Genomic DNA, 14,550 nt, shown 5'->3' with positions numbered 1-14,550 from the left:
TGGGTATTTGAAAATCAGATAGTCGTACGACAACGCATGTCGTTACGAACATTTGAACGGTAGGAACGAGCCTGCTCGCGATGGTCGTGAACGAAAACGCGTGTTATCTGGATAAACGCGGTGTTCTGGAGTCCATCGTCGGAACGCCGCCCGGAGCCGGCTCGCTCCTACAAGTATTGAAGGGGCTTATTTGACCAGCCGTTTTTCCTTCGACGGCCTATACCCGAAATACGAGCTGTAGCACTTGCTGAAATGACTCGGTGACACAAAACCACAGGCCACCAGCACATCCACCTGGGACAGTTCCGTGTGCTGCAGCAGGCGCCGCGCTTCGGTAATGCGCAACTCCATGTAATAGCGCTGAGGCGTGGTGCCGAGTTGCTCCTTGAACAGACGCTCGAGTTGGCGGCGAGAACGGCCTGCGTAAACGGCCAATTGCTCCAACTCCAGAGGCTCTTCGAGGTTGGCGTCCATCAGCTTCACCACCTCGCGCAAGGGTGCGCTCACGCAGACATTTTCCGTCGGTTTGATCCGCCGGTAACGCGACTCTTCGAACGCGAGGATGTCCTCGATCCCTTCGACAAGAGCCTTGTCGTGCAAGCTCTTGATCCAGTCCAGCGCCATGTGGAACGCGCCCGAAGGACTGGACGCCGTGAGCCGGTCCCGATCAATGACAAAAGGCTCGCTGGTGACATGCGCCGCTTTCGCCACTTCCGCGAGCGCGGGGCGATGTTCGGGATGAATCGCGCAGCGATAGCCGTCGAGCAAGCCGGCACTCCCGAGGAACCAGGCGCCATTCCACAATCCGGCCAGGCTCACGCCATGGTCGGCGGCCGCTCTCAACAGACTGGTCAACTCGTCAGAGGCCTTCAGCTCGGTCCTGTAGCCACCACAAATGACCAACAGATCGAGGTCGTGCACGACGGAGCAATCAATGCGCGCATCCGGCCGGATGACCAGCCCCAGATCGCTGATGACCTCCCCGTCGTGCAAGCCGAACGTGCGCGACGAGAACAGTTTTGGCCGTAGCAGATTCGCCGTGATGATCGTATCCAGTGCCTGCGTAAATGCCGGCAGCGAAAAATGTTCGAGCAGCAAAAAGCCTGTCCGTGTCAGTTGAACAGGCTCGTCGGGGTTGTCGTTCAGATAGCGAAGATTTTTCCCCTTCATGCCTCCGCTAAATTGGCGTCGTTCGATCAAAGTTTTAGGCACTCGGTTACGGCGTAGATAAAACCTAATGCTACCTGCTGACGCTCAAAACACCCTAGCGCCATTTACACCTCTTCACGCCAACTGAAAGCCATGACGAAGCGGGTCCTTGTCATCGACAAAAATGGTGTTGTGCCCGGTAATCTGCGCCCAGCCACCGATGCTGGGGCGAATGCCGTCGAATGGGCCGACTTTCACCGCAGACTCGACTTTGCCTTCGAAAATCGTGCCGATCAGGCTCTCATTGCGGAACGTCTCGCCCACGTGCAACCGGCCCTTCCCCACCAGCTGCGCCATCCGCGCCGACGTCCCGGTGCCGCCGGGAGAGCGGTCAATCGCCTTGTCGCCGTAGAACACCGCACTGCGGCCATCGGCGGCGGTGCCGTGTTCGTCGTCGCACCAGATGACATGGTGAACGCCGCTGATCCGGCTGTTTTCGGGATGCACGGGATCACACACGCCTGCCAATGCCGAGCGAAGTTTCCGACTCAGGCTGACGATGTCTGCGGTCGTCATCCCCGTCAGGCCGGCCCAACTTTCTTGTGGTTCAACCACTGCATAGAAATTGCCGCCATAGGCAATGTCGACGGTGAAGGTTCCAACGCCCGGCACCTCGACCACCACGTCGGCGCTGTGCAGGTAGCTGGCCACGTTGAACAGTCGGATCGAGTCCACGTATTCGCCGCTCATGACGTAGTCGACATCGACGCGCCCGGCCGGTGTTTCGATGGCCAGCCGGCCCGGCTCGCGCGGCGTGACCAACCCCTCTTCGATCACCACGGTGGACAAGCCGATCGTACCCGCCCCGCACATTGGCAGGCAGCCGCTGACTTCGATGAACAACGCACCAAAATCGCAATCGTCGCGGTTCGACGGGTAGATGATCACGCCGGACATGATGTCGTGCCCACGGGGTTCGAACATCAGCGCGGTGCGAACCCAGTCATGGTCACGCACGAAAATCTCACGGCGTTCGGCCATCGAAACGGACGGCAGCAGAGGCCCGCCGCCGGTCACGACCCGCACCGGGTTCCCGCACGCATGGGAGTCGACACAAAAAAAGCTACGTCTCATTCTGAAGGTCTCTCAAAGAAGTGCGCGTGGGGAGTGACGCTGCAACGCGCCGCGTGTCAGCCGGTCCAGCAACAGAGCCACCGCGACGATCGCCAGACCGGCGCGCAGCCCCAGGCCCATCTCCATTCTGGAAAGACCTCGCGTCACTTCTGCACCGAGTCCACCGGCACCGACCAGGCCCGCCAACACCACCATTGCCAGGGACATGAGGATGCATTGGTTGAGCCCGACCAACAGCGTCGGCGCGGCGGTCGGCAGTTCGATCTTGAACAGAATGTCCCGGGGTGAAGCGCCGGACGCCTGGCCCAGTTCCAGCAGGTCTTTCGGCAACTGTTTGAACGCCAGGGTGGTCAGCCTGAGCATCGGCGGAATGCCGTAGACGATGGTCGCGATAATCGCCGGCACTCGCCCGAGGCTGAACAGCATCACGGCGGGAATCAGGTAAACCCACGGTGGCACGGTTTGCATGATGTTGAGGATCGGCAGGAAGGCTTCATCCACGCGTTTTACCCGTGCCGCCAATACACCGAGCGGAAAGGCGATGGCCACCGAGATCAACACCGCCACCGAGACCAGCGCGATGGTTTGCATGGAGGCCGCCCAAAGGCCGGCGAACAGGCAAAACGCCAACATCAAGGCGGCAAACACCGCGACGCGTTTGTTGGCGAAAAAGAACGCGCCGACCACGACGATGGCGATGAACAGATAAGGATGCGGCGCCAGCAACGCGGACTCCACCGCGCCCAGCACCGCCTCGATGACTTGGCTGATGCCTTTGAACACACCGTGCAGATTGGCGTTCAGCCAATCGACTGCGGGCGCCAGGAATTCGCCCGGGGAAAATTGCAGTTCTGAGGCACTCATTGGCTTTCTCCCATCCGCGAGCGGGCAGCGTGCTGCGCTAACCGATCCAGGATCATGGTCAGAATGACGATGGCGATGGCCGCGTTGATCGACTTGGCGATATCCAGTGTGCGAACGGCGCCGTAGATCGACTCACCCAGCCCGCCGGAGCCGACGATGCCGGCGATAACCACCATGCCGAACGCCATCATCAAGCTCTGGTTCACCCCGGCCATGATGCTGGGCTTGGCGAACGGCAGGCGAATCTTGAAAAACATTTGCCAGCCAGTGACACCACTGGCATCGCCCAGCTCGATGAACTCTCGCGGGGTCATCCGAATCCCCAAGGATGTCAGGCGTATCGCCGGCGGCACGGCCACGATAAAAGTCGCCAGCAGTGCGGTGGCCGGGCCGTAGCCCAGCAGCGCGATGGCCGGCAACAGGTAGATGTAGGGCGGCATGGTCTGGATCAGGTCCAGCACCGGATCGACCACGCGATCAACCGACGGCGCGAGGCCGGCCAGCACGCCCAATGGAATCGCGACCACCAGCGCCAGTACGGTGGCCGTCAGCACCAGCGCAAGCGTGCTGACCGTCTCTGGCCACAAGCCGATCACGTCGCAGAACACCAGCGCGAGGCCCGCGAGAATCGCGAACCGGGCGCCCACCACCCGCCATCCGATCAGGGCGATGGCCAGCGCGACGAGGTAATACGGTGGATAGGCAATGCACCAGAGCACACTTTTGTAGACGCCCGTCAGCAGTGCATTGACGCCGTCGAACAAAAACTCGCCGTGATCCGAGAGCCATTCCAGACTCGAGTCGATGGTCGTGTCGAATTGATCGGAAAAGTCCGGAATGCTCATGTCGATGCCTCCAGAACGGTGTCGGCTGTTGAGGCCGAGAATTCATTCGGAATGCCCTGAACGCCGCGAAGCAGATCGCGCGGCGTAATGATGCCCACCACCACGCCGTTGTCGATGACTGCCAGCGCGTCGCGCTCGGACTTCATCGTCAATCCGATCAGTTCGTTGATGTCTGCGCCCAGCGAAGTCTTGCTCAGCCTGGAAATGTCGCATCCCGGGTTTGCGACCTTGAAAGGCTCGACCGGCGTCATGACCGAGTGAGCCTTGACCAGGTGCAGCCGGGAGATACCTGCCACAAATTCCGCGACATAATCGTCCGCTGGGTTAAGCACGATTTCCTCGGCGGTGCCGACCTGGATGATCACGCCATCCTTCATGATCGCGATGCGATCACCAATGCGGATGGCCTCGTCCAGGTCGTGAGTGATGAAGACCGCGGACTTGCCAAGCTCCTTGGTCAGCTGGCGAAACTCATCCTGCAACTGCCGGCGAATCAATGGATCAAGCGCACTGAACGGTTCATCCATCAAAATCACTTCAGGGTCGGCGGTAATCGCACGGGCCAGGCCGACACGTTGCTGCATGCCGCCAGACAACTCCGTGGGGTAACGCGATGACCATTCGCTCAGCCCCACCTTGGCCAGTGCCTGCTCGGCCACTTTGTACCGCTCAGCCTTGCCGACGCCCTGCACTTCCAGGCCGAATGCCGTGTTCTCCAGCACCGTTCGATTGGGCAACAACGCCACACTCTGGAAGACCATGCCGATGTGACGCGCCCTCACCTCTCGAAGCTGCGCCGGTGTCAGGGAAGACAGATCCCTGCCTTTGACCAGCACTTTGCCTGAGCTCGGTGTGATCAGTTTGTTGAGGAGCCTGATCAAGGTGGATTTGCCACTGCCGGACAAGCCCATGATGCAGAAGATTTCGCCTCTTCGAACCTGGAGGCTGACGTCGGAGACCCCGACCACACAGCCGTAGTTTTGCAGGATCTGAGTCTTGGTCAGCCCTTGCTGAGTGACAGCGTTCATCGCTGCCGGTGCGGCTTTCCCGAAGATTTTCCAGACTGACTGGCAATCTATCAGCACTTCGTTAGTGTCTATTTTGGCCGTTGTCATTTTCGTAACCCGTGAACCAGTTTTCTGGTTTCTCTAATGAATCAAAGGGCGGCAGTGGCGTAAGGCATCAGCAATCAGTTCTTGATATTTTCCCAGCGCTTGAGCAGCTCGCTGTGGCTATCGGTCCAGCCCTTGATGGCCTGTTCCATGGTCTTGCCATCTTTGACTTCGGCGTTCATCGCGGTGATGTCGGCGATTGGCACGTACACGCTCGCCATCAGTTCACGCGCACGCGGATTGCTTTCAGCGAAGCCTTTGTGGCCGATCCAGTAGTAGCCTTGCAGCGGCGGGAAAATGCCTTTTGGATCTTTCAGGAATTTGAGATCGAATTTCTTGGTCATCCAGGACGGATCCCAAACGGTGACGACCACCGGCTCTTTACGGTCGACTGCCGATTTCAACGCCGCCGTCATTGCCGTGGTACTGCCTTCCACCAGTTTCAGCTTGAGGTCATAGGCCTTAACCACATTGGTCGCATCGTTCATCAGGCCAGAACCCGGTTCGATACCGATGATCTTGCCGCCCAGTTTTTCCGAATTGGCGTTCAACTGGTCGATGGAATCGATGTCGACATAACTCGGTACCGCAAGCCCTTGGTAGAGGCCAAACGAAACCGGCGAGAGTTTCTCGATTTTGTTCTTGTTTTTGTTCCAGTAATCGTTTGCCGCGTAGTCCGTTTGCGACGCCAGCACTTGAACATCACCTTTGCTTAATGCCGCATAAGCGATGCCCCACTCGGAGAACTCCACAACTTTTACGGTATAACCAGAGTCTTCAAGCACCTTCTTGGTAATACCTGTAATTGGCGTCAAGTCCTCCCACGTCATAGTACCCATGGTGATATTTTTTTCTTCGGCGTGAACTGGCAAACACATAACGCCGGCCACAGCGACAGCGCAGACTGCCTTCCAAATCTTTTTCATGGCGTGCTCCGATCTACGGTTAAAACTAGAGATTAGGCCTTTATGAAATAAAAGCCGGTGGTTTGAAACTATTCAGCCTTCTCGCCCTGCTCTGAGCGCCTGCCAGCGAATAACCGAGTTGACACCCAACATCGTCAATATCTTTGGTGGAAGCCGGCTAGGCCCTGGCAGTTGACTGAAACTTTGCAAAACCTGTGAATGGTGACCGCTGGCCAACTCGGCAGCCATCACGCCTGCCAATGTGCTTTTAACCGTGCCCAGCCCGTTTTCGCAGCAGGCGGAATAGAGGTTTTCCTCGATTTCGCCAAAGGCGGGCGCGCTGTTACGACTCAGGCAAAGCCGCCCTGCCCAGCTGAATTCCAGCGGCGTCGATTTCAACTCCGGGAAACGCGCATCCAGAGAGTGCCGTTGTTCTTCGGCCACCGCCGCGACACGCATCGGTGTGACTTGAATACTCGGGTCATAGGTAAACTTGGTGCGGATAACAATCCGCGAAAGTCCATTCGAAGTTATCTTGCGAACTGTCGCGCCCATCGGGTCCGCTGGCAATAAGGCCCAACGATCTTTACCGGTAACCGGCCTTGAAAACTCATCATGACTATAAGCAGCCGTCATTGAGGCGTAAGTAAAGACATGCAGCAACCGGCCTTGAAAGTGACCGAAGTCTTCAATATGGCCATTGACCGCAAGAATGACTTTAGGCGCACTAACGGAACCACGATGAGACTTCGCCTTCCAGCCAACTCCCGCCCGGGACAATTCCACAATCGGTGAACGCTCATACAGTTCAATCTGCCGATCCAGTCCGTTTGCAAGATCCCGAATATATTGCGCTGGCTGAATCATCACCGCACCAGGCGTATACAGCCCGTTGTGGTAATAAGTGGAACCGGTGATGTCTCGCATCTGCGCGGCGTCCAGTACTTCAAACCGCTCGCCAATGCCTTTTAACGATTTGGCATAGTTGTCATTGAGTTTCATCCCCCGCTCGGTGGCGGCGGCGTTGATCTTGCCGGAAGGGTCGAACGTCTGCGCAGACATGCCATATTCACGAGCAGCGTCGGCGGCAAACGCAATGGCAAAACGGTTCTGGGCAATTTCCAGTGCCGTTGCCGACTCACCGCCCACCGAATACTCCCCGGATGAAAGGCTGTGCGGCACATCGATCATGAACCCCGAGTTCCTGCCCGCCGGCCCCTTGGCGATTTCATGGGCATCCACCACCGCGATGCGGCAGCCCGGATGCAGTTGAGCCAGCCTGCGAGCCGCAGACAGCCCGGCAAAACCCGCACCGATGATCAGCCAGTCCGCCGTGACGTTGCCATCAAGCAGGCGAACAGGCGCAGTGCGTACGGAAATTGCCTCCCAACCTGAAACCCCGGTGTCTACCGGAAGGCGCTTGATGGTATGGGTGCTCATTTTTCGTTCTCTTCATCCGACCGATCAGACACATCGATCCAGATGGTTTTGATTTCGGTGTATTGATCGTGGGCAAAAATCGATTTGTCCCGACCGCCGAACCCGGACTCCTTGTAGCCGCCAAACGGCGTGGAAGCATCGCCCTCGCCGAAGCAGTTCACGGTGACGATCCCGGCGCGAATCTCCCTCGCCAACTTGATGGCACGACGCAAACTGCCGGTGTAAACCGAGGCGGCCAGGCCGTACACCGTGTCATTGGCCAGGGCAATGGCTTCAGAAATCGAGCTGAACGTGGTGACCGACAGAATCGGACCGAAGATCTCTTCCTGGAACAACCGACTCTCTGGCGCGACACCGTCAATCACGGTCGGCTCGACGAACGCACCGTCTTCGGTGCTACCGCCGTACACAACGTCCAGTTTGCCGACGCTGGCATGCTCAAGGTACGACTTCACTTTCGCGAAATGTTCGGGGCTGACCAACGCGCCGACGCGGTTTTGCGGGTCGAGTGGATCACCCATTTTCCATTCGCGGATGTAGGCGCCCATGCGTTCCAGCAGTTCATCCTTCACAGACGCGTGGACGATCAGCCGCGAGGTTGCGGAGCAGTTCTCGCCCATGTTCCAGAACGCGCCGTTGACGACATGCTGAGCGACGAGGTCGAGGTTTTGCGCATCGTCCATCACCACGGCCGGGTTTTTCCCGCCGCACTCGAGAACGATGCGTTTCAGGTTCGAATCGGCTGCGTAGTGCAGGAAACGGCGGCCGGTCGCGGTGGAGCCGGTGAAGCTCACCATGTCGACGTCGTGATGCAGGCCGATCGGCTCGCCGACCTCTTTCCCGGTGCCGGTGACAATGTTAAGCACACCGGCGGGGACGCCCGCCTCGAACGCGAGTTGCGCCACACGCAACGTCGTCAGCGTGGTCTGCTCGGCGGGTTTGACGATCACCGAACAGCCTGCGGCGAGTGCCGGGCCGATTTTCCAGGCCAGCATCAGCAGCGGGAAGTTCCAGGGCAGCACGCAGCCCACCACCCCGATAGGCTCACGCACGACCATGGTCAGCGCGTCACTGCCCACAGGGGCGGTGTTGTCATAAATCTTGTCGATCAACTCGGCGTGCCAGCGCAGCGTATGAATGGTGTCCGGCACATCGACCAACTGGCACTCGCTGACTGGCTTGCCGCTGTCGAGGCTCTCAAGGACCGCCAGTTCGTGGCTATGCCGTTCAAGCAAATCGGCAAACTTCAACAGGACGGTTTTGCGCTCTTTTGGAGAAATGGATCTCCAGCGGCCATCCTCAAACGCTTCCTTGGCGTTGCTGACCGCGAGATCGACATCTGCCGACGCGCAAGCGGCGACGTCTGCCAGAAACTCACCGGTCGCCGGATTGTTCGTGGCGAAGGTTTTGCCCGAGATCGCGGGTTTGAACGCGCCGTTGATGAAGGCATTGCAGGGGAACGAAATGTCTTTGGCGATGGCGGCGTATTCGGCCTTGGTCAGGAGATCACCCATGGCTGGCTCCTGATGTGATGCGTGCAACGTCGCGCTTCACATTGGCAATGATGGTTTGCAGGCTTTGCTTTTCTTCCAGGTCGAGAGGTTGCAGCGGCAAGCGCACGTCCCCTACTTTCAGCCCGGCCAGTTCACAACCGTATTTGATCGACTGCACAAACTTGCCGCCGTCCAGGGCATTCATCAGTGGCATCATCGCCGACATGATCCGGCGGCCCTTGTCGAAGTCCTTTTCGAGCACACAGGCTTCATAAAGCGCCACGTGTTCGGTTGGCAGGAAGTTGGAGCCGGCACACACCCAGCTTCGGGCGCCCCAGGCAAAAAACTCCAGTGCCTGATCATCCCAACCGCAGGACAGCGCGATGTTCGGGAACTCACGGGCCAGCAGATGAACGCGGCCCATGTCGCCGGAGCTTTCCTTGATGGCAACTACATTTTTGGAGGCGCTTACACGGGTGAGGTAATCCTCGTCCATCGAAACGGACATGCGGCCGGGGTAGTTGTAAAGCATGATCGGCAGGTCGGCAGCGCGATCGATGGTCAACGCGTGGATTGCATTTTCCTGGGAAGTCGGCAGCGCGTACGGCGGGCTAGTGACGAGAATGGCGTCCGCTTTGATCGCTTTGGCATCCTTGGCGTATTGCACCGAATCTTCGGTACGAATGGCCCCGGTGCTGACGATCAACTGGACCCGGCTGCCGATGACATCCTTGGCATAAGCGGCAAGCTCGGTACGCTCTTCCGAGGTCTGCGCATAATATTCGCCGGTCGAGCCGCCGATGATAATGCCGTGCACTTTCGCCTCGATCAGCGACTCCAGTACTTCGGAGTACACGCTCCAGTCTATTTCCCCATCCGGTTTATGAGGTGTCACTGCGGGGGTGTAGATGCCTTCAAATTTCAAGATGATTTCTCCGGAAATGAATTGCGTGGAAGATCAACGAGCGCGTCCGCCTTGATGCCTTGGGGCGCGATAAAAATCTCCATGTTTTCCCGGGACAGTTCCCAGTGTTCAAACACGAGATCGACTACTGCGGATTCATCGCGGCGTTCAATCGCCTCAATAAACAAATCGTGGTGCCCCGCCGACAGCTCAAGACGCTCTTCCATGTCCTCGTTTTGAGGCCGGAAAAAGGTATTGCCGATACGGGAGTGATCAATCAGCAATCTTTCCAGGCTGGGCTGGAGGTATTGATTGCCGGCCATTTCGCCCATGATCGCGTGGAAGCGGTTGTTCTCGACGACCATGGCCAGCGCATCCCTTGAGGTGGTGGCGATGCGGAACCGATGCTGCGTGTCCTTCAAGTCGACCAGTTGGCGCGGCTTGTAGTTTTGAACGGCCAGACGGCCAACGGCTGCGTAAATCATCGGTGCGACGAGGAAGAAATTGCGCAGGGTCGAGTGATTCATTGGAATCACCCGGGCACCGCGGTTTTCCCGAATGTCGACATAACCTTCACCGGCCAGGCGTCGGAATACTTCCCGGACCGGCGTGCGGGACAAGCCATATCGCTCGCTGAGAATGACCTCATCCAGCGCTTCGTCAGGGTCCAGTTCCATCGTCAGGATTTGACGTTTCAGATCTTCGTAAAGACTGGTTTTGCCGTTTTTCACAACGACCTCCAAGGGCAGTTTTGCGGTCAGGTGCGGCTGACTGATGAGTCGAGACTCGCACGGGTTTTTGGGTCGGTCAATAGATTGTATTTCTTGTGTATACATAGAAAACACAGGAAAAACACAACGTGATTTCGAATAATTTCTTTTTAATTCATTTAGTTATGCGCTCACCTAAAAAATGAACTAGTCGGTTACAGAAAAGAAACACGTCGTTTTTGGAATGCTTATTTCTAGATCATTCCATCATAAAGCTTATTGCCAAGCGCACTTTGCCAGCAGCCCGGTTGACCCGTAGCGACATGGCGCAAGGCGTTTGCGACACGACTTTGCGAGCACTTCCCGGCGAGTAACGGAACAAGCGATAGTGTGTCGCCGGTTGAGCGGCTCCGTTCTCCTTCAGGATCGACCAAGATGGGCAGTGAAGAAACTAGTAAGAAGGTCAAGGGTTACCGCCGACTGATACCGTCCATGACGGCCTTGATGGAATTCGAGGCCGTTGCGCGGTTGAGCAGCTTCACGCTGGCGGCGCAAGAATTGGGCGTGACCCAGGCGGCTGTCAGCAAGCAGGTCAAGTACCTGGAGGAAACCCTCGGCACCCGTCTGTTTCATCGACTGCACCGGGCGATCAAACTGACCAGCGAAGGCTACGTGCTGTATTCGGTGGTCGCCGAATCCATGCAGCGCATGGCGAACGTGTTTGACAAGATTTCCGAGGGGATTCCCGAGCAGGAACTGGTGCTCGCCTGCACCGCGGCGTTTTCACACCTGCGCATCCTGCCCCGGCTGGCTGCATTGCGCCTGTCGCAACCCAAGCTGCAACTGCGCCTGATCACCCAAGTCCATAATCCGGACGTGCACCGACAGGACGTCGACATCGCCGTGCGCTTCGGCAATGGCAAATGGGAAGACGGCACGGCGATTTTCCTGTTTGACGAAGAAGTGTTCCCGGTGTGTTCCCCCGCCTGGCTGACCACGCACCCTGCCCCGCTGTCGGTCAACGACTTCCTGCACATTGACCTGATCGATTCGGACACCACGCTCGAAGGCTGGATGACGTGGAACAGCTGGTTCAAGGAGCTGGGCGAGAGTCGTCCCAAGGTGAATTACTGCCTGCGCTGCAGCAGTTACAACGACACGGTGCAGGCCGCGTTGCAGGGCTATGGCGTCGCGCTGGGCTGGAACCGTTTGTTGCGTCCGCTATTGCTGAGCGGCGAATTGGTGCGGATTACTGACTACGCGGTGAAACCGAAAGATGCCTATTACCTGATTGTTCCGAACGGCCGGGAAATAACCCCGCTGGTGCACGCCATCGTCGATTGGCTGCGGGATGAGTCTCCACTTTCACACTAAGGTCAGTTGTCGATTCTTCGCATAACTTTTAGCTATGCGAGGGTGAAATTAAAGCGCATTGACGCAAAACCGGACCATTTTGATACTTGCCTCACCGTCACTTGCTGACGATTCAACATCGCCCCCGTGAGGCAACAGATGACAACTACCGTCGCGAAATCCCAACAAGAACTGGTGACTGCACGCACCCCCGGTCATGGCATGCATGGCGCGTTGTTCGGGCGTCAGGACATTTTCGACAGCGACGTCGATATCTTTTTCACCCGGCACTGGATTCTGGTCGGCGTGACGGCGGACATCCCGGAGCCTGGGGATGTTTCGACCATAGACATCGGCAAATCCTCGATCATCCTCGTGCGCGATGACGACGAGCAGGTGCAGGCGTTTCGCAACGTTTGCCGCCATCGCGGGGCACGCCTGAAACAGGCCGGCAAATCAACGGTGGGCATGCTCGTGTGTCCGTATCACCAGTGGACCTACGACCTTGATGGCAGCCTCAAGCACGCCGCCCACATGGGTAAGGATTTCGATCCGACCTGCAAAAGCCTGACTCGTGTTCATACGAAAGTCGTCGGCACTCATGTGTTTGTTTGCCTGGGTGACCAACCACCGGCAGACATCGCCTACCTGGAACAAACCATGGCGCCCCGGCTGGCGCCCTACAACCTCACGTATTCGAAGATTGCTTATGAAGCCGAGATCATTGAAGACGGTAACTGGAAGTTGGTCATCGAAAACAATCGCGAGTGTTATCACTGCTCTGCAACGCACCCTGAATTAACCGCCTCATTCCTGCCGGAGGATTTTGGGTTCTGCGCCGAAGGTCTGAGTGAGGAATCGCTGCAAGCGCTGGATGAATATGAAGAACGCAATGCGGCAGCCAAACGCAGCTGGGAACGTGACGGGTTTATCTGCGACGCAGTGGAACACCTGGACACAGACGCGGTGACCCAGTTCCGCACGCAGCGGCTGGTCATTGCCGGCAATGGCGAATCGCAAACGCTCGACACGAGGGTGGCCTGCACACGGCTGTTTGGTGACCTGACCCGCCGCGATCTCGGCGACGTGCACCTGTGGACTCATAACTCCTGGACGCATGTGATGAGCGATCACGCCGTCATTTCATACATCATCCCGCTCGCGCCCGACAAGACGTTGGTGCGCACCAAATGGCTGGTCCATGCCGACGCCATCGAGGGCGTGGATTACGACATCGAAAAACTGACCGAGGTCTGGAAAGCCACCAATCAGCAGGACGCCAACCTTGTCGCGATCACCCACAGCGGTACGCAAGATCCCGGCTACTCGCCAGGCCCCTTCTCGGCATTTACCGAATCCTACGTGGATCAATTTTCTCGCTGGTACGCCGCGCGGCTTGCCGCACAGGGAGTGTGAGCAATGACCATGACCCTCCTTGAAAAGCCACCGGTTACAGCGAGCGCCGTGTCTGCACCGAACGTATTTGCCCATCCGGACACGTGGGCCACCTACGGTGCGCAGTGGAACAGTGGCGAGCAAAAAGCGCTGCACTGTTGCGCCGTACGCGACGAAACCCACGACGTAAAAACCTTTACCTTTCGAAGTGCGGATTTCAGCGCCATCAGTTTTGAGCCAGGGCAGTTCATTACGGTATCGCCGACCATCTCGGGGCAACGCGTGTCGCGCTGCTACACGTTGTCATCGTCGCCCACCCGCCCCTTTGCGCTGTCGATCACGGTCAAGCGTGTTCCCGGCGGGACCGTATCGAACTGGCTGCACGATCACTTGCGCGAAGGCGACAGGCTGCTTGCCTCAGGCCCTGCGGGCAGCTTCACACCGACAGGCCGTCCAGCCGACAAGCTGCTTTATCTATCGGCGGGGTCCGGCGTGACACCGCTGATGTCCATGACCCGTGCGGGTTTCGACCTGGCAGCCCGACTGGATATCGTCTTCGTGCACAGTGCTCGAACCCCCGACGATATTATTTTCCATGAAGAACTGACACGGATGCAGGCCAGCATGCCGGGACTTCGAGTCGTGAATATCTGCGAAGGACACGGCGACAGCACGGATTGGGCCGGGCCGATTGGCCGCCTGGATCTGGCCTTGCTCAGCGAACAGGTGCCGGACTTCAAGGACAGAGAAGTGTTCACTTGTGGGCCGCAAGGTTACATGGGCGCGGTCAAATCGCTACTCAAACAGGGAAACTTTGATTTCCAGCACTATCACCAGGAAAGCTTCGATATCACGGCGCTGGATGAGGCCCCTCTGATCGAAACGGCCTGCGTGCTCGATCAGCCGGAGAGCCTGTTTACGATCACGCTGTCCCGCTCCGGTAAAACCTTCAGCATGCCGGGCAACCAGACCGTGCTGACCGCAGCGAAGAAGGCCGGCGCCATCATCCCCTCCTCTTGCAGCCAAGGGGTCTGCGGCACCTGTAAAACGGCGGTGCTGCAAGGCACGGTGGCGATGAACCACAACGGCGGCATCCGCCAGCGTGAAATCGACAAGGGATTGCGCCTGCTGTGCTGCAGTAAGCCAACGTCAGACCTGGTCATCGATTTGTAGGGTCCATCAGAACCTTTCAATGTGGTCTACGCTCCAGCCTTGGGTACCTTGTTCTGCCCCGGGCGACGTGCGT

The 14,550-nt window shown here is 58.0% G+C and carries 13 protein-coding genes; 3 read left to right on the top strand and 10 right to left on the bottom strand.

Annotated elements, in window-relative coordinates; genetic code table 11:
- Positions 1–186 precede the first annotated feature (186 nt).
- The 10 genes from KGA82_RS02360 to KGA82_RS02315 all read right to left on the bottom strand — a co-directional run bounded on the left by KGA82_RS02360 (position 187) and on the right by KGA82_RS02315 (position 10,577).
- Positions 187–1,170 carry a GlxA family transcriptional regulator gene (locus KGA82_RS02360; RefSeq protein ID WP_008038798.1) on the bottom strand — a complete coding sequence of 328 codons (984 nt, stop codon included), beginning with the start codon at positions 1,168–1,170 and terminating at the stop codon, positions 187–189.
- Positions 1,171–1,284: 114 nt separating this feature from the next.
- Positions 1,285–2,283, bottom strand: a complete 999-nt coding sequence (locus tag KGA82_RS02355; RefSeq protein WP_223449521.1) for a 4-hydroxyproline epimerase — start codon at positions 2,281–2,283, stop codon at positions 1,285–1,287.
- A 12-nt stretch (positions 2,284–2,295) separates the two neighbouring features.
- Entirely contained in the window at positions 2,296–3,147 is an 852-nt protein-coding gene (locus KGA82_RS02350; RefSeq protein ID WP_008033394.1) for an ABC transporter permease, read from the bottom strand.
- Complete coding sequence (locus KGA82_RS02345) at positions 3,144–3,992, bottom strand: ABC transporter permease (protein ID WP_223416287.1); 849 nt, start codon at positions 3,990–3,992, stop codon at positions 3,144–3,146. The genes KGA82_RS02350 and KGA82_RS02345 overlap by 4 nt, the downstream gene beginning before the upstream one ends.
- Complete coding sequence (locus KGA82_RS02340) at positions 3,989–5,107, bottom strand: glycine betaine/L-proline ABC transporter ATP-binding protein (protein ID WP_223449520.1); 1,119 nt, start codon at positions 5,105–5,107, stop codon at positions 3,989–3,991. The genes KGA82_RS02345 and KGA82_RS02340 overlap by 4 nt, the downstream gene beginning before the upstream one ends.
- Before the next feature lie 74 nt (positions 5,108–5,181).
- A complete protein-coding gene (locus KGA82_RS02335) occupies positions 5,182–6,030 on the bottom strand; it encodes a glycine betaine ABC transporter substrate-binding protein (protein WP_008038804.1) in 849 nt (282 codons plus the stop codon).
- Between the two features lie 72 nt (positions 6,031–6,102).
- A complete protein-coding gene (locus KGA82_RS02330; protein WP_008038806.1) occupies positions 6,103–7,449 on the bottom strand; it encodes an NAD(P)/FAD-dependent oxidoreductase in 1,347 nt (448 codons plus the stop codon).
- Complete coding sequence (locus KGA82_RS02325; protein WP_223449519.1) at positions 7,446–8,963, bottom strand: aldehyde dehydrogenase; 1,518 nt, start codon at positions 8,961–8,963, stop codon at positions 7,446–7,448. The genes KGA82_RS02330 and KGA82_RS02325 overlap by 4 nt, the downstream gene beginning before the upstream one ends.
- Positions 8,956–9,867 carry a dihydrodipicolinate synthase family protein gene (locus tag KGA82_RS02320; protein WP_008038810.1) on the bottom strand — a complete coding sequence of 304 codons (912 nt, stop codon included), beginning with the start codon at positions 9,865–9,867 and terminating at the stop codon, positions 8,956–8,958. The genes KGA82_RS02325 and KGA82_RS02320 overlap by 8 nt, the downstream gene beginning before the upstream one ends.
- Positions 9,864–10,577 (bottom strand): GntR family transcriptional regulator, encoded by a 714-nt coding sequence (locus KGA82_RS02315; RefSeq protein ID WP_008033405.1) that lies wholly within the window; start codon positions 10,575–10,577, stop codon positions 9,864–9,866. Before KGA82_RS02315 ends, KGA82_RS02320 begins: the two co-directional genes overlap by 4 nt.
- A gap of 414 nt (positions 10,578–10,991) precedes the next feature.
- Between KGA82_RS02315 and KGA82_RS02310 the strand changes: the two genes are divergently transcribed.
- The 3 genes from KGA82_RS02310 to KGA82_RS02300 all read left to right on the top strand — a co-directional run bounded on the left by KGA82_RS02310 (position 10,992) and on the right by KGA82_RS02300 (position 14,477).
- The gene (locus KGA82_RS02310) at positions 10,992–11,930 is read left to right on the top strand and encodes a LysR substrate-binding domain-containing protein (RefSeq protein ID WP_223449518.1); all 939 of its coding nucleotides are present in this window, start codon (positions 10,992–10,994) and stop codon (positions 11,928–11,930) included.
- Positions 11,931–12,068: 138 nt separating this feature from the next.
- Complete coding sequence (locus tag KGA82_RS02305) at positions 12,069–13,325, top strand: aromatic ring-hydroxylating oxygenase subunit alpha (RefSeq protein WP_223449517.1); 1,257 nt, start codon at positions 12,069–12,071, stop codon at positions 13,323–13,325.
- A 3-nt stretch (positions 13,326–13,328) separates the two neighbouring features.
- Positions 13,329–14,477: a hybrid-cluster NAD(P)-dependent oxidoreductase gene (locus KGA82_RS02300; RefSeq protein ID WP_223449516.1), complete on the top strand. Its 1,149-nt coding sequence runs from the start codon at positions 13,329–13,331 to the stop codon at positions 14,475–14,477.
- The last annotated feature ends 73 nt before the right edge of the window (positions 14,478–14,550 follow it).

The sequence above is a fragment of the Pseudomonas sp. BF-RE-22 genome (genome assembly GCF_019956155.1).
Classification (GTDB): domain Bacteria; phylum Pseudomonadota; class Gammaproteobacteria; order Pseudomonadales; family Pseudomonadaceae; genus Aquipseudomonas; species Aquipseudomonas migulae.
This window is presented reverse-complemented; position numbering and strand designations above follow the sequence as displayed.

What these genes read in the sequence shown, in the direction of transcription:
- KGA82_RS02360 (WP_008038798.1), bottom strand. Translation starts at nt 1,170, where the DNA reads ATGAAGGGGAAAAATCTTCGCTATCTGAACGACAACCCCGACGAGCCT.
- KGA82_RS02355 (WP_223449521.1), bottom strand. Translation starts at nt 2,283, where the DNA reads ATGAGACGTAGCTTTTTTTGTGTCGACTCCCATGCGTGCGGGAACCCG.
- KGA82_RS02350 (WP_008033394.1), bottom strand. Translation starts at nt 3,147, where the DNA reads ATGAGTGCCTCAGAACTGCAATTTTCCCCGGGCGAATTCCTGGCGCCC.
- KGA82_RS02345 (WP_223416287.1), bottom strand. Translation starts at nt 3,992, where the DNA reads ATGAGCATTCCGGACTTTTCCGATCAATTCGACACGACCATCGACTCG.
- KGA82_RS02340 (WP_223449520.1), bottom strand. Translation starts at nt 5,107, where the DNA reads ATGACAACGGCCAAAATAGACACTAACGAAGTGCTGATAGATTGCCAG.
- KGA82_RS02335 (WP_008038804.1), bottom strand. Translation starts at nt 6,030, where the DNA reads ATGAAAAAGATTTGGAAGGCAGTCTGCGCTGTCGCTGTGGCCGGCGTT.
- KGA82_RS02330 (WP_008038806.1), bottom strand. Translation starts at nt 7,449, where the DNA reads ATGAGCACCCATACCATCAAGCGCCTTCCGGTAGACACCGGGGTTTCA.
- KGA82_RS02325 (WP_223449519.1), bottom strand. Translation starts at nt 8,963, where the DNA reads ATGGGTGATCTCCTGACCAAGGCCGAATACGCCGCCATCGCCAAAGAC.
- KGA82_RS02310 (WP_223449518.1), top strand. Translation starts at nt 10,992, where the DNA reads ATGGGCAGTGAAGAAACTAGTAAGAAGGTCAAGGGTTACCGCCGACTG.
- KGA82_RS02305 (WP_223449517.1), top strand. Translation starts at nt 12,069, where the DNA reads ATGACAACTACCGTCGCGAAATCCCAACAAGAACTGGTGACTGCACGC.
- KGA82_RS02300 (WP_223449516.1), top strand. Translation starts at nt 13,329, where the DNA reads ATGACCATGACCCTCCTTGAAAAGCCACCGGTTACAGCGAGCGCCGTG.